25 protein-coding genes, 1 pseudogene and 1 riboswitch are annotated in these 23934 nt (G+C 63.5%); of the genes and pseudogenes, 12 read left to right on the top strand and 14 right to left on the bottom strand.

The window, feature by feature from the left end; translation table 11 throughout:
- Nucleotides 1–152 precede the first annotated feature (152 nt).
- On the top strand, nucleotides 153–359 hold the full coding sequence (locus E8A46_RS16950) for a hypothetical protein (RefSeq protein ID WP_291563032.1): 207 nt from the start codon (nucleotides 153–155) through the stop codon (nucleotides 357–359).
- A 198-nt stretch (nucleotides 360–557) separates the two neighbouring features.
- Complete coding sequence (locus tag E8A46_RS16945; protein WP_291563029.1) at nucleotides 558–1181, top strand: pyridoxamine 5'-phosphate oxidase family protein; 624 nt, start codon at nucleotides 558–560, stop codon at nucleotides 1179–1181.
- A 239-nt stretch (nucleotides 1182–1420) separates the two neighbouring features.
- On the opposite strand, the gene E8A46_RS16940 is transcribed toward E8A46_RS16945, so the two are convergent.
- The 8 genes and pseudogenes from E8A46_RS16940 to E8A46_RS16905 all read right to left on the bottom strand — a co-directional run.
- A complete protein-coding gene (locus E8A46_RS16940) occupies nucleotides 1421–1918 on the bottom strand; it encodes a mismatch-specific DNA-glycosylase (protein ID WP_291563026.1) in 498 nt (165 codons plus the stop codon).
- A gap of 111 nt (nucleotides 1919–2029) precedes the next feature.
- Nucleotides 2030–2587 (bottom strand): DUF4145 domain-containing protein, encoded by a 558-nt coding sequence (locus E8A46_RS16935; RefSeq protein WP_291563023.1) that lies wholly within the window; start codon nucleotides 2585–2587, stop codon nucleotides 2030–2032.
- A gap of 321 nt (nucleotides 2588–2908) precedes the next feature.
- Complete coding sequence (gene thiC, locus E8A46_RS16930) at nucleotides 2909–4807, bottom strand: phosphomethylpyrimidine synthase ThiC (protein WP_291563019.1); 1899 nt, start codon at nucleotides 4805–4807, stop codon at nucleotides 2909–2911.
- A gap of 188 nt (nucleotides 4808–4995) precedes the next feature.
- Nucleotides 4996–5604, bottom strand: coding sequence for a thiamine phosphate synthase (locus E8A46_RS16925; RefSeq protein ID WP_291563017.1), 609 nt, complete (start codon nucleotides 5602–5604; stop codon nucleotides 4996–4998).
- Entirely contained in the window at nucleotides 5591–6373 is a 783-nt protein-coding gene (locus E8A46_RS16920; RefSeq protein ID WP_291563014.1) for a thiazole synthase, read from the bottom strand. The genes E8A46_RS16925 and E8A46_RS16920 overlap by 14 nt, the downstream gene beginning before the upstream one ends.
- A 170-nt stretch (nucleotides 6374–6543) precedes the next feature.
- Nucleotides 6544–6741, bottom strand: coding sequence for a sulfur carrier protein ThiS (gene thiS / locus E8A46_RS16915; RefSeq protein WP_291563011.1), 198 nt, complete (start codon nucleotides 6739–6741; stop codon nucleotides 6544–6546).
- The gene (locus E8A46_RS16910; RefSeq protein ID WP_291563008.1) at nucleotides 6732–7772 is read right to left on the bottom strand and encodes an FAD-dependent oxidoreductase; all 1041 of its coding nucleotides are present in this window, start codon (nucleotides 7770–7772) and stop codon (nucleotides 6732–6734) included. Before E8A46_RS16910 ends, thiS begins: the two co-directional genes overlap by 10 nt.
- Nucleotides 7760–7898: riboswitch (TPP riboswitch) on the bottom strand. It overlaps the preceding gene by 13 nt.
- Before the next feature lie 104 nt (nucleotides 7899–8002).
- A pseudogene (locus E8A46_RS16905) lies at nucleotides 8003–8404 on the bottom strand (lytic transglycosylase domain-containing protein); the annotation flags it as partial.
- A gap of 207 nt (nucleotides 8405–8611) precedes the next feature.
- Here E8A46_RS16905 and E8A46_RS16900 point away from each other — a divergent pair.
- Both E8A46_RS16900 and E8A46_RS16895 read left to right on the top strand, forming a co-directional pair.
- Complete coding sequence (locus E8A46_RS16900; RefSeq protein WP_291563005.1) at nucleotides 8612–10105, top strand: hypothetical protein; 1494 nt, start codon at nucleotides 8612–8614, stop codon at nucleotides 10103–10105.
- 179 nt (nucleotides 10106–10284) lie between these two features.
- The gene (locus E8A46_RS16895) at nucleotides 10285–10485 is read left to right on the top strand and encodes a hypothetical protein (protein ID WP_291563002.1); all 201 of its coding nucleotides are present in this window, start codon (nucleotides 10285–10287) and stop codon (nucleotides 10483–10485) included.
- Between the two features lie 72 nt (nucleotides 10486–10557).
- Here the strand turns inward: E8A46_RS16895 and E8A46_RS16890 are convergent, their stop codons facing one another.
- On the bottom strand, nucleotides 10558–11892 hold the full coding sequence (locus tag E8A46_RS16890) for an ATP-binding protein (protein ID WP_291562999.1): 1335 nt from the start codon (nucleotides 11890–11892) through the stop codon (nucleotides 10558–10560).
- Complete coding sequence (locus tag E8A46_RS16885) at nucleotides 11889–12635, bottom strand: response regulator (protein ID WP_291562996.1); 747 nt, start codon at nucleotides 12633–12635, stop codon at nucleotides 11889–11891. Before E8A46_RS16885 ends, E8A46_RS16890 begins: the two co-directional genes overlap by 4 nt.
- Nucleotides 12636–12805: 170 nt before the next feature.
- Here E8A46_RS16885 and E8A46_RS16880 point away from each other — a divergent pair, with 170 nt between their 5' ends.
- The 5 genes from E8A46_RS16880 to E8A46_RS16860 all read left to right on the top strand — a co-directional run bounded on the left by E8A46_RS16880 (nucleotide 12806) and on the right by E8A46_RS16860 (nucleotide 15894).
- Nucleotides 12806–13462 (top strand): hypothetical protein, encoded by a 657-nt coding sequence (locus tag E8A46_RS16880; RefSeq protein ID WP_291562993.1) that lies wholly within the window; start codon nucleotides 12806–12808, stop codon nucleotides 13460–13462.
- 45 nt (nucleotides 13463–13507) lie between these two features.
- Nucleotides 13508–14254, top strand: a complete 747-nt coding sequence (locus tag E8A46_RS16875; RefSeq protein ID WP_291562989.1) for a formyltransferase family protein — start codon at nucleotides 13508–13510, stop codon at nucleotides 14252–14254.
- Between the two features lie 35 nt (nucleotides 14255–14289).
- Complete coding sequence (locus E8A46_RS16870) at nucleotides 14290–14667, top strand: PRC-barrel domain-containing protein (RefSeq protein ID WP_291562986.1); 378 nt, start codon at nucleotides 14290–14292, stop codon at nucleotides 14665–14667.
- Nucleotides 14668–14942: 275 nt separating this feature from the next.
- Complete coding sequence (locus E8A46_RS16865; RefSeq protein ID WP_291562983.1) at nucleotides 14943–15476, top strand: PRC-barrel domain-containing protein; 534 nt, start codon at nucleotides 14943–14945, stop codon at nucleotides 15474–15476.
- Nucleotides 15477–15681: 205 nt separating this feature from the next.
- On the top strand, nucleotides 15682–15894 hold the full coding sequence (locus E8A46_RS16860; protein WP_291562980.1) for a dodecin family protein: 213 nt from the start codon (nucleotides 15682–15684) through the stop codon (nucleotides 15892–15894).
- A gap of 205 nt (nucleotides 15895–16099) precedes the next feature.
- Here the strand turns inward: E8A46_RS16860 and E8A46_RS16855 are convergent, their stop codons facing one another.
- The 4 genes from E8A46_RS16855 to E8A46_RS16840 form a co-directional block, all read right to left on the bottom strand.
- Entirely contained in the window at nucleotides 16100–17314 is a 1215-nt protein-coding gene (locus tag E8A46_RS16855) for an ABC transporter substrate-binding protein (protein ID WP_291562977.1), read from the bottom strand.
- Between the two features lie 316 nt (nucleotides 17315–17630).
- Nucleotides 17631–19187 (bottom strand): DUF4403 family protein, encoded by a 1557-nt coding sequence (locus tag E8A46_RS16850; RefSeq protein ID WP_291562975.1) that lies wholly within the window; start codon nucleotides 19185–19187, stop codon nucleotides 17631–17633.
- Nucleotides 19188–19453: 266 nt separating this feature from the next.
- A complete protein-coding gene (locus E8A46_RS16845; RefSeq protein WP_291562971.1) occupies nucleotides 19454–20188 on the bottom strand; it encodes a sterol desaturase family protein in 735 nt (244 codons plus the stop codon).
- 84 nt (nucleotides 20189–20272) lie between these two features.
- Nucleotides 20273–20959, bottom strand: coding sequence for a L,D-transpeptidase (locus tag E8A46_RS16840; protein ID WP_291562968.1), 687 nt, complete (start codon nucleotides 20957–20959; stop codon nucleotides 20273–20275).
- A gap of 271 nt (nucleotides 20960–21230) precedes the next feature.
- On the opposite strand from E8A46_RS16840, the gene E8A46_RS16835 reads away from it, so the two are divergent.
- The 3 genes from E8A46_RS16835 (at nucleotide 21231) to E8A46_RS16825 (ending at nucleotide 23811) form a co-directional block, all read left to right on the top strand.
- Nucleotides 21231–22286, top strand: a complete 1056-nt coding sequence (locus E8A46_RS16835; RefSeq protein ID WP_291562965.1) for a glycosyltransferase family 1 protein — start codon at nucleotides 21231–21233, stop codon at nucleotides 22284–22286.
- Nucleotides 22287–22356: 70 nt separating this feature from the next.
- On the top strand, nucleotides 22357–23046 hold the full coding sequence (locus tag E8A46_RS16830; RefSeq protein WP_291562963.1) for a methyltransferase domain-containing protein: 690 nt from the start codon (nucleotides 22357–22359) through the stop codon (nucleotides 23044–23046).
- A gap of 132 nt (nucleotides 23047–23178) precedes the next feature.
- The gene (locus E8A46_RS16825) at nucleotides 23179–23811 is read left to right on the top strand and encodes a hypothetical protein (RefSeq protein WP_291562960.1); all 633 of its coding nucleotides are present in this window, start codon (nucleotides 23179–23181) and stop codon (nucleotides 23809–23811) included.
- Nucleotides 23812–23934 lie beyond the last annotated feature (123 nt).

The following is a 23934-nucleotide window of genomic DNA, read 5'->3' as shown; positions in this document are numbered from 1 at the left end:
GGACCCATCACCACGGGGTGTCGTTGTTGCGCGAAGCTGAAGCCCCGGCGTGCCCAGACAACGACGGCCGGTGGTGATGGGTCCCGGGTCGCGCTTTCGCTTGCCCGGGACGACATCGGAGTTATCGCAGCAATGCGAAGGGCAGCTCGCGCATGAAAGCAAACCTGATTTCGATCGTCGTGGGCATCTTCATCACGGTTGTTTCATGGGTGCCGTTGTGGATGGTCGAGGCCTATGATCGCTACGCAATGCCGGTCGGGCTCGGCCTGTTTGCCCTGGCCGCCAGTTTTGCCGGCGGGCTGATCGCCCTGGTCGGGCTGATCCGGCTTGTGATCCAGGCGTCACGGACCCACGATTAGCTCGCAGCAAGCGTAGGGTGGGCCGTCATTCCGGGGCGATGCGAAGCATCGAACTACGATGTGCAATTGCACATCGGAGAATCTCGAGATTCCGGGTCTGGTGCTGCGCACCATCCCGGAATGACGCCCAATATCATGGGCGCCGGGGGCGGCGGTCTGCTATCAAGCGGGACATGCTGCACCTAAGCCGAGGTCCCCATGACCGACCCGATCACCCCGTTCTACCACGACGGCATGCGCGAGCTGCAGGACCGCTTCGACGGCCGCCGCGTCGCCGATGGCCTCGAGAAGCATCGCCTGCACTTCGAGTTCTGGGAGCAGGACCGCAAGCTGATCGAGGTGACGCCGTTCTTTTTCATCGCCACCAGCTACCGGGACAACGTCGATTGTTCGATGCGTTCGGGCGATCCCGGCTTCGTCAGGATCACCGGGCCCGACACGCTGGAATATCCCGAATATGACGGCAACAACATGTACCGCACGCTCGGCAATATTCACCGCAACCCGAACGTCGGGCTCTTGTTCGTGCGCCTCGACGGCAAGACGTTTCGCACCCGCATCCGCGGCACGGCCACGATCCACGACGACGCGGAAACGCTTGGCCAGCATCATGGCGCGAAAGTCGTCGTGCGGATCAAATGCGAGATCTTCCCGAACTGTCCGCGCTACGTTCCCGACCTGATGGGCGCCTCAGTGGATGCCCCCGGCAATCCCTACGTTCCCCGCCCCGGCTACGAGCCGCCGGCGCCGGAATGGAAAAGCCGGGATTACCTCAGGGACGTGCTCTCGAAATACGATCCGCATCGGAAGGGCGAGGAATAGGATGTCGCTACGCTCGTCCGGCTACGCTGGCTACCTCAGTGTCGTCCCTGCGAAAGCAGGGACCCATAACCACGGGCATTGTTGTTGCGCGAAGCTGGAGCCCCGGCGTGCCCAAACAACTACGGCCGGTGGTTATGGGTCCCGGGTCGCGCTTTCGCTTGCCCGGGACGACATCGGAGTTTTCGGAATCAGGCCATCAAGACACGCGATGGGTTTCGGGCTCAACCTATCCCATGGCCCTACGCGCTGATCGAATCCGCCAGTTCCTGCCATGGCTGTACCGACCAGTGACCCGAGGCGGCGCCGGACGGCGAGGCCAGAACGAACACAGTCGGGAAGTCGTCCAGCGGCGGTTGTTGGCCGAGTGCCACCGCCTTGGTGGGTCTTCCATAGAAAAGGCTCGCGGCCTTCTTGCTCGTGAAGGCGATCGTCTTCGGCCGGTACTGCCGCATCTTTTCCCGGAAAGCCGAAACGTCGATTGGAAAAGCGAGGGCCTGATGATCCATTCCCGAGCCTGATTTGCAAAGATCGGTGAAGCCAATTCCGATCTTCAACAACGTCCGAAATTCATGCGGCTCGTATCGCCGCGGCGTGATGCCGACCTCGTGGAGCGTGCGCCAGAAGCGATTGCCGGAATGCGCATAGTAATGACCCAAGTCGGCCGACCGATGTCCGGCAGCGGTGCCGACGAAGACCAGTCTCAGACCATTCTGCAATTGGTCGGGAAGTTTTTCCAACTCGTGCGCGCCCTTTTCGTGAGGCGGAATGGAAATGGCGGATTACGCTTCGCCAATTCGACCTAGGGGCTATGAGTTGGTGACAAGCGGGTTTAAGGCGGACGTAAACGATCACTTTGCAGGAGGCTTTTTAGCAGCAGCCAGTTTCGCATTGAGCGCATCTTTCATTGCTTTTGCCTGTGCTGGCTTCACATAATAGTGGTCGAAGACAGCGTCGAGAGTGTCGAGACAGTATTCTGCTTCATGCGGCTCAACGTCGATGACTTGCAAAGTAGTCTGATCGGTTATTTTATGCGCGGAAAAATTTCCAAAGTTTCGGATTAAATCCAAGATGGAATGCACGCCGGTCGGAAGAGCCTTTCTAGCATCTTGTTCAGCCAAAGCTGCGTCAATCTGCTGCGACAAGTCCTTCTGGGCATAACCAGCGTGCCGTAAGACCGATTGAAGGCATCGTCGTGAAAGAGCAGCTGATGCCTTTGGGCTAAGCGGTAGTACGAGGGCAGCTTCGGTGTAATCTGCTGCAATATCAGTTGGCACCTCTTTGGACACCGGTCCGCGATTAGAGCCTGTTGGAAAAATTTGATACCAATCTGAAGTCGGAGAATTAAGATTTCCGGCAGCACCCTTACCAAGTTGCAATATGTCTGCACTACATTCGGGACAAGTCATGAAATTAACTCGCCAGGCTGTAACATGACCATGTCTCAAGACAGGGGACATCACCCAACCGGCATGAATGGTGACAGTACAATGTGGACATTTCATATGAGGCTCCCCGAGGCACTAAGATACTGCATTCCGGCTTCAAACAGGAAGACATAAGCTCCGTATATGTCCCAAAGAAATCATTCAACATGACCTAGAAAGGCAGACCGGGGACCATGCCTATTCGTGTAGGGAGCAAAAAAAGGCCGGGCTTTCGCCCCCGGCCTTTTCATTTTCTGATGGATGCCCGGGTCAAGCGCGGGCACGACGAGGAGAGAGTAGGGTTCACAACACCCGATTGCTCTCCTTCACCTTCTCCGCATCGAGATACACCTGGCCGCCCATCTCCTTGAACTTGGCCGACATCTGCGCCATGCCGTCCTCGATGGTGCCGGACACCGACATGCCCACCGAATTCGGATCGTTCAGCGTCGCCGCATAGTCCCGCACGTCCTGCGTGATCTTCATCGAGCAGAATTTCGGGCCGCACATCGAGCAGAAATGCGCCACCTTGTGGGCTTCCTTCGGCAGCGTCTCGTCGTGGAAGCTGCGCGCGGTTTCCGGATCGAGGCCGAGGTTGAACTGGTCCTCCCAGCGGAAGTCGAAACGGGCGCGTGAAAGCGCGTCGTCGCGCAGTTGCGCCGCCGGGTGGCCCTTGCCGAGGTCGGACGCATGCGCGGCGATCTTGTAGGTGATGACGCCGACCTTGACGTCGTCGCGGTTGGGCAGCCCGAGATGCTCCTTCGGCGTCACGTAACACAGCATGGCGCAGCCGAACCAGCCGATCATGGCCGCCCCAATGCCTGAGGTGATGTGGTCGTAGCCCGGCGCGATGTCGGTCGTCAGCGGCCCCAGCGTATAGAACGGCGCCTCGCCGCACTCCTTGAGCTGCTTGTCCATGTTGATCTTGATCTTGTGCAAGGGCACATGGCCGGGGCCCTCGATCATCACCTGGCAGCCTTTCTTCCAGGCGATCTGCGTCAGTTCGCCGAGCGTCTCCAGTTCGGCGAATTGCGCGCGGTCGTTGGCGTCCGCGATCGAGCCGGGTCGCAGGCCATCGCCGAGCGAGAACGACACGTCGTATTTCCGCATCAGGTCGCAGATTTCCTCGAAGTGCGTATAGAGGAAACTTTCCTTGTGATGCGCCAGGCACCACTTCGCCATGATCGAGCCGCCGCGCGACACAATGCCGGTGACGCGGTTGGCGGTGAGGTGGATGTAGGGCAGCCGCACGCCGGCATGGATGGTGAAGTAATCGACGCCCTGTTCGCACTGCTCGATCAGCGTGTCCTTGTAGAGCTCCCAGGTCAGTTTGACCGGGTCGCCGTCGCACTTTTCCAGCGCCTGGTAGATCGGCACGGTGCCGATCGGGATCGGCGCGTTGCGCAGGATCCAGTCGCGGGTGGTGTGGATGTTGCGCCCCGTCGAGAGGTCCATCACGGTGTCGGCGCCCCAGCGGATCGCCCACACCATCTTGTCGACTTCCTCCTCCACCGAAGACGTGACCGCGGAGTTGCCGATATTGGCGTTGATCTTGGTGAGGAAGTTGCGGCCGATGATCATCGGCTCGAGTTCGCCGTGGTTGATGTTGCAGGGGATGATCGCGCGTCCCCTTGCGATTTCACTGCGGACGAACTCCGGGGTGACGAAGGCCGGCACCGACGCGCCAAAGCTTTCGCCGTCGGCCAGCGCGGCCTCGGCGCGCTCCAGCTGCACCTTGCGGCCGAGATTCTCGCGGGTGGCGACATAGATCATCTCCTTGGTGATGATCCCGGCGCGGGCGAATTCAAGCTGGGTGATCATGTGGTCGCCCACGCCCCGCAGCGGCCTGTGGTGGGCGGTGAAGGATTTTGCCGCATGCGCCGCGCCGACATTGCCGTTGTCTTCCGGCTTGATCTCGCGGCCCTGATATTCCTCGACGCCGCCGCGCTCCTTGACCCAGGCAATGCGCGCGCGGGAAAGGCCGGCATTGACGTCGATCACGACATCAGGATCGGTGTAGGGACCCGAGGTGTCGTACACCGGCAGGTTCGGCTCGCCGGCGCCTTCGGAGAGGATGATCTCGCGCAGCGGCACGCGCAGATCGGACGCCTCGTCCGGGGTGACGAAGATCTTGCGTGACGAGGGCAAGGGGCCGGTGGTCACGGCGGGAAGCGTGGTGTCCGGATTGGAGCGGATGTTCATGGGATCCTCCTTTTAATTGTTGTCATTTCGGACGGTCCGCGAAGCGAACCGATCCGGAAGTCCGATGGTCTCTCTTCCGTCATTGCGAGGAGCGTAAGCGACGAAGCAATCCAGCCTTGTGCCGCTGGTGGGATATGGATTGCTTCGCTGCGCTCGCAATGACGGCCGCTTTGATTTCGAAATCATCATCACGCGGCCTCCGCGTTCATACTGAGCCAGGCGCGCACTCGCGCGTCGGGCTCGGGGTTTTGCGTCACGTCGCTGACCACGGCGATCGAGTCGGCGCCGGCGGCGAAGATCTCGCGGGCCTGTTCGAGCTTGATGCCGCCGATCGCGACCAGCGGCAGCGTGCCGATGCGCTGCTTCCATTGGCTGATCTTCGGGATGCCCTGCGGCGCGAAGCGCATCGACTTCAGCGTGGTCGGGAAGATCGGGCCGAGCGCGACGTAATCCGGCTTGGCGCGCAGCGCGGTTTCCAGTTCGTCGTCGTCATGGGTGGAGATGCCGAGCGTCAGGCCGGCGTCGCGGATCGCCTTGAGGTCGGCGTCCGCCAGGTCTTCCTGGCCGAGATGCAGATGTTTGGCGCCGGCCGCGATCGCCGCGCGCCAGTAATCATTGACCACGAGTTTGGCGGCCGTGCCCTTGATGACCTCCAGCGCGTCCTTGACCGTCTGCAGCGCGTCGGCGTCGCCGAGATTCTTGGCGCGCAGCTGGATCGTGCCGGCGCCGAGCAGCGCCAGCCGCGCCACCCAGGCGACGCTGTCGACCACAGGATAGAATCGATCAGGATACGGCATGCCAGAACGGGGTCCCAACGACAGGGGTTGAAGGGGAGGCAAAATCGCGGGCTTCCATCAGCCCGGCCTGATAGGCGGCGCGGCCGGCCTCGACGCCGCCGCGAAACGCGGTCGCCATCGCGATCGGATCGGCCGCTTTGGCGATCGCGGTGTTGAGCAGCACGGCGTCATAGCCGAGTTCGAGCGCCTGCGCGGCATGGCTCGGCGCGCCCAATCCAGCATCGACCACCAGCGTGATATCCGGCAGGCGGTCACGCAACAATTTCAGCGCATCGGGGTTGATGATGCCCTTGGCGCTGCCGATCGGCGCCGCCCACGGCATCACCACCTTGCAGCCGGCGTCGACCAGCCGCAGCGCGACGGAAAGGTCTTCGGTGCAATAGGGAAACACGTCGAAGCCGTCCTTGATCAGAATATCCGCGGCCTCGACCAGGCCGACCACATCGGGCTGCAGCGTGTCGTTGTCGGCGATCACCTCCAGCTTGATCCAGGAGGTCGCGAACAGTTCGCGCGCGAGTTTCGCGGTGGTCACCGCCTCGCGCACGCTGCGGCAGCCGGCGGTGTTGGGCAGCACCGTGACGCCGAGTTCGCGGATCAAGGACCAGAACGCGTCGCCGGTCTTGCCGCCGGCGGATTCGCGCCGCAGCGACACCGTGACGATCTCGGCGCCGGAGGCGCGGATCGCGCCCTGCATGATCGCCGGCGACGGATACAGCGCGCTGCCGACCAAAAGGCGCGAGGTGAATTCGCGGTCGTAGAGTTTCAGCATGGTTTCAGCGTCCTTGCTTGCCGCACGCCGCGGCCGTCATCCTGAGGTGCGCGCCCTTGCGCGCCTCGAAGGATGACAGGGATGTGGGACGTGGCCATCCTTCGAGGCTCGCCGAAAACGGCTCGCGCCTCAGGATGACGGCGGAATTTCTTGCAGCATACATCATCCCATCACCCTCCCTGCCGCGGCGTGATGATCTCGATCTCGTCGCCGGTCTTCAGCGCGGTCTCGGCCCAACGGCTCTTCGGCAGCACGTCGTAATTCACCGCGATCGCAAAATGCGTGCCGTCATATTCGAGCTCGCCGAGCAGCGCGTCGACGCTGGTCGAGGCGACTTCCCTCGGCTCGCCGTTGACGATCACACGCATTGCATCACCTCGTTGTCGATCCGCCCCTGGTCGACATAGGCGAGCGTCAGCTCCGCCAGCGTCGGCGCGATCAGGAAACCGTGGCGATAGAGGCCGTTGACCGAAATGCGGTTGTTGGCGATACAGATGCGCGGCAGATTGTCGGGAAACGCCGGCCGCAAGCCCGAGCCGAATTCGACGATGCGGGCTTCGGCGAATGCCGGATGCACCGCATAGGCCGCGCCCAGCAGCTCCAGCGCCGAGCGCACGCTGACGCCGGTATCCTCGGCCTCGATCGAGGTGGCGCCCAGCATGAACAGATTGTCCTCGCGCGGAATTACATAGAGCGGCCAGCGCGGATGGATCAGCCGCACCGGCCGCGCCAGTTTCACCTCATCGGTCTCGATCAGGATCAGCTCGCCCTTGACGCCGCGCAATTCGCTTTGCGTGTCGCGCGCGGAAAGCCCGCGGCAGTCGATCACGATGCCCTCGATATCATCCGGCCCCGGCTCGCTGTTGAATTTGATGGTGCCGCCGGCGGCGACGATCCGCTCGTGCAGTTTCGGCAGCACCCGGCGCGGCTCGACATGGCCTTCGTCGGCAAAGAACAGCGCGTCGCGGAAACGTCCCTCCAGCGAGGGCTCGAGCTCGGCGAGCCCGCGCGCGTCGAGCCGGCGGTGGCCCGAGGTCCGTTTCGCAAAACGTTCGAAGTCGCCGCGGTCGCGCGCATGCGCCACCACCAGCGAGCCGTTGAACGGCGTGTCCGGCAATTCGCGGCGCCACAGATCGAGCGCGCGCAGGCCGAGCCGGCTGATGATCGGCTCGGCGACCTCGCTTTCGCAATAGGGCGCCAGCATGCCGCCGGCCCAGTGACTGGTGGAGAGCATCATCGCCTGGTCGCTGCGTTCGTGCAGCGTCACGGGATGGCCGGCCTGCGCGAACAACAGCGCCTGCCATGCGCCGGCAATGCCGGCGCCGATGACCGAAACGGGAGATTCCCCTCGGGGCGCGACGGGCAAATGCCCGCGCTGTGGTATCGAACTCTGGTACATCCCTGTCCCTTCGCCGGCATGACCCGGATCAGGTTCAAAGGGTCACCGCGGTCTCGCATCCCTTGCGAACAAGGACTTGAGCGTGCGGTCTCTCAGCTCCTCATCGGAGCTCCCCTCGGAACAGGACTAATGTAGGCCGATGGCGGGGAGTGTCAACGCGGGCGGCCCCGGTTTGCACCGGTCTAGCGGGTGGGAACCTGTTCCGCCTTGGCCTCGATGGGTGATCTGAGGCGCTGGTGCTTGGCGGCCTTGTAATAGCCGCTGGCGTAATAATGCACGGCCCGGGCGTGATCGCCATTTGCGGCGCGGTAGGCGCCGGCGAGATATTTCACCGCATAGGTGAGATTGGTGTCGGGATCGCGCAGGCCTTCGGCCGAACCGGTGTAGCCAAGGCTGCGCGCGGTGGCGAGCTTGATCTGCATCAGGCCGATGGTGCCGCCGCGCCCGACGAGGTGAGGCTGATAGCGGCTTTCGCGCACGATCACCCGATGCACCAGGGCCTCCGGCAGCCCGTTGGCCTGGGCGTGCCTGGCGACCAGCTCGTTATAGTCGGCGCGCTGGGCGCGGGCGGTTTGCGGAGCGGCCAGCGCCGCCATGGCGGCGAGACAGGCGAGGGTTAACAGACGCTTCATGGCAGAGGGCCTCGGGGGGGCGCGCATGGGCTGGCGCACGGTTGAACGCCTGAAGGCGCCGATTGTTGCGCTCGTGTGGTGCGCCGATGTGGCGAAAATCCGGCTTTCTCGGGCTTTTGCCCCATCCGGCGGTGGCCGATTTACCGGGAATTATGCACTGGCGTGCTTCGATCGGCCCGAAAATCCCGGAAATCCCAGGCCGCGCCGATGACCCTGTTCGTTACCCGCACCGCCGAGGAGGCAAGCCCGCTGCGCGGGCTGATGCCGCTATGGGTTGGCGTCTTTGTCTATGCGCTGTTCCTGCTGGGCGGAAACCGGCTGCTGATCGACCCCGATACGCTGTGGCAGGTCACGCTGGGCCAGTGGATTTTGGACCATCGCGCGGTGCCGGAAACCGACGTGTTTTCCTTCACCATGCGCGGCCAGCCCTGGATTTCGACGCAGTGGCTGGCGCAGGTGCTGTACGCCAAGGCCTTTGCCGTTGCGGGCTGGAGCGGGCCGGTGGTGCTGGCCGCCGCGGCGCTGGCGGCGACCTTCGCGTTGCTGACGAAATTCCTTGGCCGGCAGTTGAGCGAAAGCCATGCGCTGGTATTCGTCGCCGCGGCGCTGGCACTGATCGTACCGCATGCATTGGCGCGGCCGCATGTGCTGGCCTTGCCGCTGATGGTGCTGTGGGTCGGCTCACTGGTCGCCGCCGCGGATCGGCACGGGGTGCCTTCGTTCTGGTCGGTGGTATGGATGGCGCTGTGGGCCAATCTGCACGGCGGTTTTGTCTTCGGTTTGGTGCTGATCGTGCCGATCGCGCTCGATGCGGTCGTGAACGCGGATGCGGCGTCGCGCAAGTCGCTGGCGCTGCGATGGGCGGCATTCGCGGCCCTGGCGTTGATCGCAGGTTGCTGCACGCCCTATGGCTGGAACTCGCTGCTGGCCGCGCAGAAAATCCTGGCGCTCGGCAGCGCGCTGCCGCTGATCCGGGAATGGCAGCCGGCGGATTTCGGAACCATCCGTCCGTTCGAGATCTGCCTGCTCGCTGCAATCGGACTTGCGCTGTTTCGCGGCGTCAAATTGCCGCCGCTGCGCATTGCGATGCTGCTCGGTCTGCTGCACATGGCGCTCGCCCAGGGACGCGCGGCCGAGATCCTGGCGCTGCTGGCGCCGATGATTCTCGCCGCCCCGCTGGCGCGGCAGATCGGCGGCGCCGACGTTGCCAATGCAGGCGCGGCGATGCCGGCGCGCGGCGTGTTGTTCGCCGCCGTCGCGGTCGCGCTGGTGACGGGAACACTGGCCTTTGCGTCGGTGCATCGCTTTGTGCCGTACACCGGCAATTCGCCGGTCGCGGCGGTGGCCGCGCTGAAGAAACTGAATCTGTCGCGGGTGCTCAACGATTATGATTTCGGCGGCTATCTGATCGCCAGCGGGGTTGCGCCGTTCATCGACGGGCGCACCGAACTCTATGGCGAGAAGTTCTTTGTCGACCACGACGCGGCCAGCGGCCTGAGCAAGCCCGAAAATCTGTTCCGGCTGCTGGAGGAATACAAGATCGAGGCGACACTGATGCGGACGCAGAGTGCCGCGAACAAGCTGCTGGATCACATCGACGGCTGGCAGAAGCTGTACGCCGACGACATCGCCACCATTCATGTCCGCAAACCGGACGCGATGCATACCATCGAGCCGGCGGTGGATCCGAAGGCGAAGTAGCTCAGCCGCCATTGTGGAACGCGCTAGTTGCGGCGCCGCTCGCAGCGATTGCTTCGCCACTCAAACGACTCATTGCTCTTTCAAAATGCTCGCGCGTCGGGGCGTGGGTATCCGGCAGCCATCCTGTCCAATTCATCAGACATAAAAAATTCGTCAGACATAAAAAGGGGAGATGCGCCATGGCCACAACAGACTTCGGCTCCCTGCCGCGGGAAAATCCCTGTGCCCAATGCGGCAAGCCGATCGCCGTCCCGGAATGGGTTGAGGCCGGACCTCGCCGCACCTCCTATCTCTGGCGCTGCCGGGCCTGCGACTACCGCTTCGAGGCGGTGGCCTTTTTCGATCAGTCGGAACCGAACCGGGAAGCGCTGGCGGCGTAGCCATAGCGTTTTCAAGCGAAGTGGGCACCGGTTAGCGTGAAGAAATCGCGTCAAACATAAAGTCTTGCTAACTCACGCGGCCGACTGCCGGTTTGGCTGGCGAACCGGCAATTGAATGCAAACGATCAATCCATGCGGCGCACGGTCGTTGAGGGAAAGCTTGCCGCCATGCGCCAGCACAATGGCGCGCGCGATTGAAAGGCCGAGACCGAAGCCCGCGGTTTCATCCATGTTCCGGGCATCGTCGCCGCGCACGAATGGCTCCAGCATCACCTCCTTGCGGGCATCGGAAATGCCGGGACCATCGTCTTCGACCTCGATCGTCACGGTGTCGGGCGACGCTCTGAGACGAATCGTGGCCATCGCGCCGAACCTGACCGAGTTCTCCACCAGGTTGGTGACGCTGCGGCTGAGATCGTCCGGCCGCACGATCGCCATGGCGTGTTCCGGACCATCGTAGGCGACCCTGTGCCCCATATCCGCGAACTGGTCGGTGACCAGCTGCAGCGTGGTGGCGATGTCGGTCAGCGTCATCGCTTCGAGCTTGCGGTCGTTGCGCAAGAATGACAGCACCGCTTCCAGCATCGATCGCATCTGGTCGAGGTCGCCCATCATGCGGCCACGATGCACCTCGTCCTCGATGAATTCGGAGCGCAGCCGCATTCGGGTGATCGGGGTCCTCAGATCGTGGCTGATCGCGGCCAGCATCCTGGTGCGGTCGTCGATCAGGGTTGTGATGCGCTCGCGCATCCGGTTGAGCGCTTTGGCCACCGAGCGGATTTCCTCGGGGCCGCGCTCGGGCAGCGGTGCCGCGGCGCCGTTCAGGCTGAAGCTTTCGGCGGCCTTCGCGAACGAAGACAGCGGCGCCGTCAGGGCCCGCGCCGCCCATAGCCCCAGCAGACTGACGCTGACAATGGCAAACAGCAATGTCACCACCCACGGCCCGGCCCAGAACGAAGGCCGGCGCAGGTCGGGGAGCACCTTTGCGGAAATCATGGCGCCGTCCGGCAACGCGATGCCGACCTTGTGGCGGTCTTGGTCGAGCGCGAGCGGGAAGATCCGGTAGCGGGAGTCGAGCCGTCGGTGCAGACTCCGCAGGTCGAGGCCCTCCGGATCGCCCGCCGGCGGAACCGGACCCGGCGGAAGGCTTTCGATCTCGAGCTTCGGAAATGCGCGGCCGATGTCGGCGAAGAGCCGCGGCCGTTCGGCGGCGGGCGCCGCGCCGAGCAGCAGGACCGCCGCGGCAAACTGCGCGTGACCGCGATCAATCGTCGGATCAGGCTGGTCCGGCCGGCTGACGAGAAAGATCGCCGTGAGGATCAGGTGAATGGCGATGATCGAGGCGATCACCAGGGCCGCGATCTGGCCGCTGATATTCTTCAGATGCAGAAAATCGAGCAGCTTCATGACAGGCCGTTGATTGGGACCGTTATCGCCTCGACCGCTGGAGTGAACATATAGCCGCCGGAGCGTACCGTCTTGATCAAGGTGGCGTCCTGCGGATCGGGCTCGATCTTGCGCCGGATGCGGCTGACCAGCACGTCGATGCTGCGTTCGAACGAGCCGGCATTGCGCCCCTGGGTGAGATCGAGCAGGCTGTCGCGCGACAGCACGCGGCCCGGCCGTTCGCAGAACGCGCGCAGCAGGTCGAATTCGGCGCTTGTCATCGCGACCCGCGCGCCCGCCGGATTGCGCAGCTCCCGCAGCCTGAAATCGATCCGCCAGCCCTGGAAGGTGAGGGCGGTCGCGCCGCTGATCGCGCTGAAGGTCTGCGCGGCGGCCTGGCGGCGCAGCACCGCGTTGATGCGGGCGAGCAACTCGCGTGGATTGAACGGTTTGGCGAGGTAGTCGTCCGCGCCCATCTCAAGGCCGAGAATGCGGTCGACGTCCTCGCCGCGCGCGGTGAGCATGATGATCGGCACCTGTGATTCCGCGCGGACCTTGCGGCACAGGCTGAGGCCGTCTTCGCCCGGCAGCATCACGTCGAGGATCAGCAGATCGACGCGGTGATCAGCCATCGCCCGGGTCATTTCGCTGCCGTCATTGGCCGTCGTCACGTTGCAGGCATTGTTGCGCAGGTATTTCGCGATCAGCGACCGCGTCTCACGGTCGTCTTCAACGACGAGAATGTTGGGCGACGCCGTGGTCATGCGGAATCCTGTGCCTGAGATTCGGGACAACAAACGATCATTTTTGTTTCTGAGTATTTCTGAGGGGCCCCGGGCAACACCCGGCAACACCTCCGCCGGGCAATCAAAAGATATCGTTAAGCACATTAACCCAAACGTTGTGGCGTCCGGCAAGAACCTTTGGAGCCATCATGACCTCGATCGCCGCCGCGTCCAGTAACAATTACCTAACCCCGCTGCAGCAGCTGCAGGCCGAACTGCAGTCGGAAGTAAACTCCGGCGCCATCAGTTCGTCGGATCAGACCGCGCTTTCCTCGGCACTGACGGATGTCAATTCCTCGCTGCAGAGTGGCAGCGCGGGCGCCCCGGCCAACGGCACAAATTTGCCTCCCGGCGAATTGAAGTCGAAGATCGACAACCTGATTGCGGGCGAGGTGTCCAGCGGCAAGCTCACCAGCGCCCAGGCCACCGAACTGCAGGGGGTCTTCAAGGCCGCGTTCGCCAACGGCGCCGGCGGCGCGGCCGACGCCGGCGGCGCAAATGCCGCGACGGCTGTCGGTGGCCCGGGTCAGACCCCGGACCTCCAGGGCGCCGGCGCCGCGCACCATGGCCATCACGGCCACCACGGCGGTTCGTCCGCTTCCGACACTTCGTCATCGTCGAGCAGCGGTACCAGCGGCGCATCGAGCACCAGCTCCGCCAACGACATTCTGCAGCAGTTTCTCCAATCGCTGCAGAATTCGCTGTCGTCCTCGTCACCCTCATCCTACAGCGCGAGCGGCACGCCCGATACCGGCAACGCCAGCGCGACGTCAGCCTCGGCTCTTCTGATCGACTACCAGACCTGAGCTTCAGCGACGAACGACAATAGCGGTGAGGAAACCGCAAGGCGCATGTTCGATACCGTCATTCTCCTCGCAGGTGCCGCCGAGCGGGCCGTGTTGCCGTCGGTTCTGCTCTGGCACAATCCGCGTCTCACGGTGATGCCGGTCGAGACCTCCGCCGAGCTCGCCGCGCTGAGCCCGGATCTGCTGCGGCGGGGGCGGCTGGTCGGGTATGTGACGCCCGTGATCGTGCCGCAGCGAATTCTCGCCCAGCTCGGCTACGGCGCGTTCAATTTTCATCCGGGTCCGCCCAGCTATCCCGGATGGGCGCCCGCGCATTTTGCGCTCTACCATCAGGCAACGGAATTCGGCGCAACCGCCCACGTCATGGTCGAACGGGTCGATGCCGGCCCGATCATCGAGGTCGCGATGTTTGCCATTCCAGCCGATATCTCGGTCCTTGGTCTCGAAGGAATGGCTTATGCTCGCCTCGCGCAATTGTTCTGGCGCATGGCGAAATGGCTTGCCTTGAACCCGGAGCCGCCGCCGGCGCTGCCGCTTCAATGGGGCGAAAGGAAATATTTTCGCAGCACCTATCGCGCGATGTGCGAGATTTCCCTCGACCTCCCCAGGGACGAATTCGACCGGCGCCTCAGGATATTCGGCGCCAACCACTTCGGAATATCCCTGACGATCACCCTGCACGGCGTCGAATTCCACGCCGTGGCCGCCCCGCCCATTCAGCCGACCGATGGCTCTCACTGGCCCCGGTTGGATCCGGCGATGATCGCCGCGCTGGAACCCGAGCGCGGCTGAAGCGTTATCCACCTCATCAACCCGGAGGGAGGGTGATGATGGCCGACGTGAAGGAAAAACCACACCAGTTGATCGCCAGCGACCGGGTCGAGGGCACCGCGGTGCGAAGGCCGAACGGCGAGCGGATCGGTCACATCGAACGGCTGATGATCGACAAGGTCTCGGGCAAGGTGTCCTACGCGATCCTCAGTTTTGGCGGCTTTCTTGGCATGGGAGCCAGTCTGCTGCCGCTGCCCTGGGCGCGTCTGACCTACAACACCAAAATCGAAGCCTACCAGCTCGACATCGATGATGATGAGCTCAGGCGCGCGCCGTCGTTCCGCGCCGACAAGGATTTCGACTGGGGCGATCGCTCAAAGGAGATCGAGCTGCATCAATATTACGGAATCCCGCCATACTGGGGCGGGTTCTGAGTGGTGGCGCTTCGGAGCGAAGTGGGTACCGTTCGCGTCAAGAAAACGCGCCAAGACAATAAGCGTTTTCCAGCGAAGCATGCCCGGACCTGGTCGGTGGGTGGATACGGGCTCGCGATCAAGCTTGATCGCGGACGATGACTCGCGCGTGCGCGAACGCGTCAGGTTTCATAAAACTGGTTTGCATCGCAGCCATCTAAATATTTGCTAAACGGGAACGGCCTTCGCCGTGACGGGTTCTCTCCCCACAATTTAAATGATCAGGGAGAAACCAAATGTTGGCAAAATATATCACGGCCGTCTTGGCCGGGACCGCATTGCTGGCGACGGTAGCGTCAGCGCAAACCCCGACGGCAACCACCGACCGCGCCAACCCAGCGGCGGCGTCGGATTCCACGTTCCACGGCGATTGGCGGGCATCCAAACTCGTTGGCCTCAGCGTCTATAACGACAACAACGAAAGCATCGGCTCGATCAACGATCTGTTGACCGACAAGAGCGGGAATATCAAGGCGGTGGTGATCGGCGTTGGCGGCTTCCTAGGCATGGGCTCGCATCTCGTCGCCATCTCCTTCGACAAGATCAAATTCGTCAATGAGCCGGTGGCCTATAGCGGCGCCGCCAACGGGCCCAACGCGCCGCCCGCCCGTCCGCCTTCGAGCACGACGACGGGTGCGGCCAATACCGCGGCGCCGTCGGCGATGGCGAACACCACGAAGCCGAATCCGTGGTATCCGGATCACGCCGTGTTCAACGCGACCAAGGACAGTCTGACCGCAATGCCCGAATTCACGTATTCAACGGAGTAGCGCACCATATAAGCGCCAAGCAATAAGACTTGCTGGATGGCCGGACGGCATCGCTGCCGCCCGGCCATTCCTGATTCCGCAGCACTTTGCCGAGCGGCTTGGTTCGAAAAGACGCTACGCATCCTATCGGCCTCGACATCCCGATGTTAGTCTTGCCGGCGGCAGGAGCATCTGCCTCCTGCCGCATACCGAACGGGAGGACGACATGACCGAGAGCGTCTACAAAGTCATTGAGCTGATCGGTACCAGCAAGGATTCATGGGAGAAGGCGGCCGCGGCCGCGGTCGAGAGAGCGGGGAAGACCCTCCGTGATCTTCGCGTCGCCGAAATTGTCAAACTCGATTTGCAGCTGGATGCCAAAGGCAAGATCGAAGCCTACCGCGCCAAGCTCAACGTCTCGTTCAAATTCGAGGACTGACGAAGGCGCCGGAGCTGGATGGCCGGACGCGCTTTTGTTTTCTGAGAGCCGCGGTCATCTTGCCTCTCCCCGCTCGCGGGGAGAGGCCGGATTTTACGCGCAGCGAAAAATCCGGGTGAGGGGGACTCCCCGCGAGTCCTGCTGTGCCGAGAGTCCCGCTCACCCCAACCCTCTCCCCGCAAGCGGGGAGAGGGAGATGATGTTGTCAATTCGTCTTGACCAGCGGGCAACCGCCCTTGTCGAGCGGACGGAAGGCTTCGTCGCCGGGGACGGTGGCGAGCAGCTTGTAGAGGTCCCACTCGCCCTTTGACTCTTCCGGCTTCTTGACCTCGAACAGATACATGTCGTGGACCATGCGGCCGTCGATCCGGATCTTGCCGCCCTTGGCGAAGAAGTCGTTGATCGGGGTCGCCCGCATCTGCGCCATCACTTTCGGCGCTTCATCGGTGCCGATCGCCTCGATTGCCTTCAAATAATGCATGGTCGCCGAATACAGGCCGGCCTGGATCATGGTCGGCATATGCCCGACCTTCTCGTAGAAGCGCTTGGAGAAGGCGCGGGTCTCGTCGTTCATGTCCCAGTAGAAGGCGTCGGTGACGATCAGCCCCTGGGTGGCCTTGGCGCCGAGCGCGTGGGTGTCGGTGATTTCCTGCAACAGCGCGATTATCTTCTGGCCGCCCTGCGTGATGCCGAATTCGGACGCCTGCTTCAGCGCGTTGGTGGTATCGCCGCCGGCATTGGCCAGTCCGATCACCTTGGCCTTGGAGGCTTGCGCCTGCAGCAGGAAGGAAGAGAAATCGGACGAGTTCAGGGGATGACGGACGTTGCCCAGCACCTTGCCGCCGCTCTCCTTGACGACATTGGCGGCATCGCGCTCCAGCGCCATGCCGAAGGCGTAGTCGGCGGTGACGAAGAACCAGGTATCCTCGCCGCGCTTGACCATCGCTCGGCCTGCGACATTGGACAGCGCATAGGTGTCGTAGGTCCAGTGCACGGTGTTGGGCGAGCAGGCGACGCCGGTAATGTCGGAGCTGCCGCCGCCGGAATTGATGTTGATCCTGTTCTTCTCGCGGGTCAGCGCGGAGATCGGCAACGCGACCGAGGAGGTCGGCACGTCGAAGATCGCGTCGACCTTCTCATTGTCGTACCAGTTGCGGGCGATGTTGATGCCGACGTCGGGCTTGTTCTGGTGATCGGCGGCGATCACCTCCACCGGCTTGCCCTTCACCTTGCTGCCGTAGTCGGCAACCGCCATCTGCACCGCGGCCAGCGAGCCCTTGCCGGTCGCGTCGGCATAGAGGCTGGACATGTCGGTGAGCACGCCGATCTTGACGACGTCGTCGGAAATCTGCGCGCTCGCCGCTCCGCCGGACACGGCGTAGGCGAGGCCGGCCATCACGATGGCTGCAACCGGTTTCATGGTCTCTTCTCCCTGGTTTTTGTTGAGGCTTGTAGCCCTTCTACCCGGCTTCCGGCGGCCCGCAAAGCCGAAGGGCGGCGGGAAATGCTGATTAAAACGCGGGCGGCGTTATGGTTGCCTCGCTCCGCGCCGCGATCGTTTCCCGGCCGCGGTGCAGCGCTCTTCACGATGCACCGCAGAGCCGGGATCCATGGCACATCGAACACTGGGCCCCCGGATGCAGCGCAGCGCCATAGCGCGTCGCAGACGCGCATAAACGCCATGAAGGCGCTGCGTCGCATCCGGGGAACGCCGGCATCCACTTCCGCCCAAGGCGCTACAACCCCGGCACCGCCGTTATATTGACCGTGATCGTACCTGCGGCCTCGGCGATCACCCGCAGCGTCTTGGAATCGAAGGCGATGTCGGCGAGGTTCAGGCTGGTGATTTCCGCCGCCACCCGGACGCCGTCCTCGTTCTTCTGGAAATCCGCGATCGCGGTGGCGATCCTTTTCTGCGCGTTGGCGAGGAACGGCTTGAGATCGACGGTGGCCTTTTCGGCAAGGACTTTTTGCAGATGCGGCATGGCCGCGCGCGCCGCGGCGCCGAGCAGCCCGAAGGCGGCCTCGGATTCGACGGCCAGTTCCATGTTGGTCAGCCGCAGGGTCTGCTGCGCCTGATCGAGTACCGGCCTGCCCCAGATATGCACGGTGGCCTCGCCGCCGAAGCCGAGGAAGCTGGTTTTCTCCTTGGCGTTCACCAGCAGCGAGATCAACAGCCGGTCGCCTGACGCTGCGACCGACGCCCGCTTCACCGTGACATTGACCGAGCCCGAACCGTCCTCGGGAAAGGTCCGGCCGGCGAACTGGGCTTCCACGATCTTGTTGATGTCGGCAAAGGGGACGTCGATCGGGATGCCGATGCTGACGCCGGCTGGGGTCGGCGGGACGATGGAGATCTTCTCGGGAAACGGGCAGCTGGGCGTGGTCTGCGCCGGGGTGATCCGGGTCTCCGCCTCGATGCCGAGGATCAGCGTGACCGCGGCGGCGTCGATGCGGGGCTGCACCGCGACCGCGCGGGTCGGCCGCAGCTCCAGCCAAAGCGCCGGCGTCGACGCGGCGGCGCCGTTGCCTTGCAGCGGTATGGAGCGGCACGCCTTGGCCCATTGAATCCTGGCATTGCGCTCGAAGGAAGGATCGTTGCGAATCCGCGCGCCGGCGGCGGCGATCTGATCGGCGACGGTCTTGTCGATCACCGGCTTGACCTGCGCCGGAACGTTGACGCGCGCGCCCGCCACCGTGACGCTGGTGTCGCCCAGCGTGACCTGGGCGCCCAAATTCGGCTCGAGATGCCAGGCCGCGGCAAGCTTGGGGCGCGAGGTGATGACGACATTGCCCTTGATCTCGGCGCTGGCATTGAGGGCCTTGATGTTGACGCTGCCGATCTGCTTGGCGACATTGCCGCCGAGCAGGCCGCCAAGCGCGTCGCCGACCGCGCCGGTCGCCTTCGACGACAACGAGCCCGTCACATTCAGTTTTCCGGTCAGCGCCGTGGTCAGCGACAACACGTCCTGGCCCCCGGTCGCCGCGATCGGTCCCCGTGAGGCGGTCCAGCCGATATCGGCGTTTTGCAGGATTTGCGACACCGGATTGTCGGCCTTGCCAGCGAAGTTGCGTGCCGCGCTGCGATCGGCGGCGTCGCGAATGGCGGAGATCGGAATGGTGACCTGGGCCAGGATCACCGAACTGCGGGGCGCGGGCGGCAGCGGCGGCAATTGGGCAAGCGCCGGCCCGGGGACCGTGCCGCGCAGCGACAACCAGTCCAGGGCTTTCAGGCTGACGAAGAACGAGACCGCGACCACCGCGATCGCGAGCAAAATGGCCTTAAGACGCATCGTCCCCCCGGACTGATTCAGCTTGGGAGCCTACAGGGCGGGGTAGGGCTGCGCCAGAGCGGGCGCCCCCGGCGGCACCGCGGTCACGACGCCAAGATATGGCGCAGGCCGCGGGCGCAAATAGGGTCGAATTATTGCCAGTCAGACACAAAAAGCGGCGCGAAAGACCACGCCGTTCCGCGCGGTGTGGCGGCGCCAGGGCAGGGGCGCCATTGCGCTGTCCAAGACATCACCGGTCGCCGTCGCCCGACAGCGGGATGGCGATCTCACCTGTCATAGACATCCTGGAAAGCCAGCATGCGCGACAGATGCCGCTCGTTGTGGCGGGGAAAGCCGCATTGCGGAGCAAAATCGTCGGCGTCGCGATAGGTGCCGAACAGCCGGTCCCAGATCGGAAGGTCGCCATAATTGAACGAATGGACGTCGATCTGGTGATGGATCGAATGCAGTTCGGGGGTCTGGATGACGTATTTCAGCCAGCGCGGCGATTTGAAGTTCGAGTGATAGAAGAATTCGCCGGTCGCGGCGAACGCGTTGAACCACATTGCGCCTTCCAACAAGCAGCCGAGCAACGGATACAACACCGCCGCCGCGAGCGCGCTATCCGCCAGGATTTCCACCGGATGCTTGTAGAATGAAGTGACGGCCTCGATCCGGGCCGGCGAGTGATGCACCTGATGAAATAGCACCCACCAGCCTTTTTGGTGGCGCAGGCGGTGCCACCAGTAAAAGAAAAACGTCCCGGTGAACCAGCCGATGAATCCTTCGACGATCGGCAGATGTAGCGCTCTGAGATCGAACAGCGATATGTGTGCGAACAGGTGGACCCAGAGCCGGTTGGTGACGAGCGTGATGCCGACCTGAAACAGCGTGACGACAAGCGCACGGGCGTACCAGCCCGGCGCGTTCGGCAGTTCGCGGCCGGGCCGCACTCGCTCGAGGATCAGGAACGCCGCAGCGGCAAGCACGATGGTCAGTGACGTGATGGCGAGTGTCGACATCGGATTTACGTTTGCGTCTGAGATGCCGGCTTGCTTATTTTTCGCGGTGCCGGCGTTGGGCGGGATTCGCGGGCGCGCAAACCGTCAGCCCCGCTTGCCGAGCATGTTGTCGGCGCGGCGGTCCATCGGCAGCACGATCACCTTGGCGCCGACGCTGACCCGCGAATAGAGATCGGACACGTCCTGGTTGGTGAGGCGGATGCAGCCGGATGAAACGTGGGTGCCGATGGTGCCCGGCGCGTTGGTGCCGTGGATGCGATACACCGTGCCGCCGAGATACATGGCGCGGGCGCCGAGCGGGTTGCCGGGGCCGCCCGCCATGTGGCGCGGCAGATAAGGCTGGCGCGCGATCATTTCCGGCGGCGGAGTCCAATCCGGCCACTCCGCCTTTTTGGTAATCGACTGCACGCCGGACCAGGTGAAGCCGTCGCGGCCGACGCCGATGCCGTAGCGGATCGCCTGGCCGCCGCCGAGCACATAATAGAGATAAGTGTTGGGCGTATCGATGATGATCGTCCCCGCCGCCTCACGGGTGGGATAGTTGACGATCTGGCGTTTCAGCCGCGCCGGCAGCTCCGCCGTGGCGTTTTCGTCTTCGGATGGCGCGGATTGCACCGCAGGCGGCGCCGCTTGTTCGGGCGTCATGATGAAAGGAAACAGCTGAAGCGGTGCTGCCGAGGCTGCGCCCGAAAAAACCGCGGCGCCGATCGCCAGCGCGCCGAAGGCCGCGGCACGGCGGGAATTCAGTTTGATGGCCCTGAGGCTGGACATCTGGCGTCCCCTGTTCGATCGCTTGCGCGCGAGCTTTTGCTGCGTCGTTAGGGGGATCCTTAACGGAGAAACATTTCCGGACATTTTCGCCAAACCGGCAAAATGGTTTCGTCGCATTCATGAATTGTTTCATTCTGGGGTCCTGGGGCCCGAAAAAACGGCCACAGGGTTGCGAAAAGGAGGGCGTTAAGCTCTATGACGTCACACGCTTGAAATATCCGTAGCAGAACGTCGGGAAACTGAGAATCAGCAACCCCCTTAGGGTCCCGTGATGCGGATTTTGATTGCGACCGACGCCTGGCGCCCGCAGGTAAACGGCGTGGTGCGCACCCTGACCTCGCTGGCGCGCAGCGCGTCGGCGCTGGGGGCCGATATTGAATTCCTGACCCCGGATGGGTTTCCCTCGGTCGGCGTTCCGACCTATCCGGGCCTGCGAATAGCGTTGCCGAACCGGCGCGAGATCGCCAGAAGGATCGAGGCGGCAGCGCCCGACGCGATCCACATCACGACCGAGGGGCCGATCGGCTGGGCGGTGCGGGCCTATTGCCGCCGCCACAAGCTCGCCTTCACGACGTCCTACACGACGCGCTTTCCGGAATATATCGCGGTGCGCTCCATCATCCCGGCCGCGCTGAGCTATGCGGTGCTGCGGCGCTTTCATGCGGCGGCTTCCATGACGATGGTGGCGACCGGTTCTCTTTATAATGAGCTCGGCGCACGCGGCTTCCGCCGGCTCGGCTTCTGGGGGCGTGGCGTCGATACCGAGCTCTTCAACCCGGATCATCCGGCCGAGCTCGATCTGCCGCGGCCGATCTTCATGACGATGGGCCGCGTCGCCGTCGAAAAGAATATCGAGGCCTTTCTTGCGCAGGACTTGCCGGGCTCAAAGGTCGTGGTCGGCGATGGACCGCAAAGGGCGGCGCTGCAGCAAAAATATCCTGGTGTGAAGTTCCTCGGCGAAAAGACCGGGGCGGATCTGACCGCGCATCTGGCGGCGGCGGATGTGTTCGTGTTTCCGAGCCGCACCGACACCTTCGGCGTCGTGCAACTGGAAGCGCTGGCCTGCGGCACGCCGGTTGCCGCCTTCCCGGTGACGGGGCCGCTCGACGTGATCGCGGACCATCCGGTTGGCGCGCTCGACGAGGATCTCCGCAGCGCCTGCCTGCGCGCGCTCGACATGTCCCGAGAGGCCTGCCGGCGGTTTGCGCTGGAGCGCTCCTGGGAAAACAGCGCGCGGCAGTTCATCGGCAATCTGAGTGCGCTGCAGCCGAGCCGTTCGCCGCGGCCCGCCCTCGTCGTGGCTGGAAGACATCCGGTGCGCGGCTGAGATCAACAACCAACTGATCTGACCCGGCGAGCCGGATCAGACCGCAGGGATCAACGAGGCAAAGGTCATCATGGCAGAAATCATCAAACTGGACGGCGCGACGCAGTTGGACTTCAACCGCGAAATGGTCGAGCAGGCCTACGATCGCTGGGCCCCGATCTATGACCTCGTGTTCGGTGGCGTGTTCAGCAAGGGCCGCGACGCCGCCATTCAGGCGACCAACAAGATCGGCGGCCGCGTCCTCGAAGTCGGCGTCGGCACCGGCATTTCGCTGCCACTCTACGCGCCGCATGTCCGCATCTTCGGAACCGATATTTCGGAAGCGATGCTGAACAAGGCGAAGCAGCGCGTCGCCGACCTGCGCCTGAAGAATATCGAAGGCTTGGCGGTAATGGACGCCGAGAAGCTCGAGTTTCCCGACGACTCCTTCGACGTGGTGATGGCGCAATATGTCGTCACCGCGGTGCCGAATCCGGAAGTGGCGTTGGACGAGTTCGCCCGCGTGTTGCGGCCGGGCGGCGAACTGATCATCCTTACGCGCGTCAGCGCCGATGCCGGCATGCGCCGCTTCATCGAGCAGCAACTGCAGCCGGTGGTGCGCCGGCTTGGTTTCCGGACCGCCGAGTTCGCCTGGTCGCGCTACACCCGATGGCTCGCGGGGGCGACGCGGGTCGAGCTGGTGGAGCGCCGCCTGATTCCGCCGCTCGGCCATTTCTCGCTGGTGCGTTTCCGCAAAATCGACGCCGCGGCCGCCGCCTAGTCCAGCGCAAGACATTTGCGTAACCTGCGTAACGCGTCGTCATGAAACGGCGTGTGACAGTTTGATGATGTCACATGCCCTACATCGAATCGCTGTAAAACAGCATCAGAGGCCACCTTCCTGGGGGAGAGAATGATCAAGGATTTCCTGGAGCAGTTGCGAACCCAGCGCTGGGACGACCATCGCTACTATCACCACAGCCGCATCAACCAGAGCCTGCACTTCGTCAGCGCGGCGAGCTTTCTGGTCGGCTACGTCATGATCTTCTTCGATCCGGTCGTGGCAGCCCTGATCGGCTGGCTGGTGTCGATGACCTCACGCCAGGCCGGCCATTTCTTCTTCGAGCCCAAGGGGTATGACCACCTCAACCAGGCCACCCATGAGCACAAGGAGGAGATCAAGGTCGGCTATAATCTGCAGCGCAAGGTCGTGCTGATGACGATCTGGGCGCTGTCGCCGGTGGTGCTGTACTTCGATCCGACCCTGTTCGGAATCTTCACGCCATGGGCGTCGCCGGCCGACTTCATGCGGCAGGTCGCCAAGATATGGCTCGCGATCGGCATCGGCGGGCTGTTGTTCCGCACCATCCATCTGTTCTTCATCCGCGACGTCGAGACCGGCCTGGTCTGGATGACGAAGATCCTGACCGACCCGTTCAGCGATCTCCGGCTCTATTACAAGGCGCCGCTGTTCCTGATGAAGGGCGAACTGATCGATCCGGGCCTGGATATCGTCGAGCACACTCTCGAAGAGCAGCACGCCTGAGGGCGGCCTGCAGCTCCCTCGCCCCGCTTGCGGGGTCGAGACGAGCGAAGCTCGCTCTTAGAGCGTCGGGGGTGAGGGGGACTCTCCACAGAGTCAGACGCGCGGATAGTCCCCCTCACCCGA

The organism is Bradyrhizobium sp., from assembly GCF_004799445.1.
In the GTDB taxonomy this organism is placed as follows: domain Bacteria; phylum Pseudomonadota; class Alphaproteobacteria; order Rhizobiales; family Xanthobacteraceae; genus Bradyrhizobium.
The sequence above is the reverse complement of the archived record's forward strand: the minus strand, read 5'-3'. Positions and strand labels throughout refer to the sequence as shown.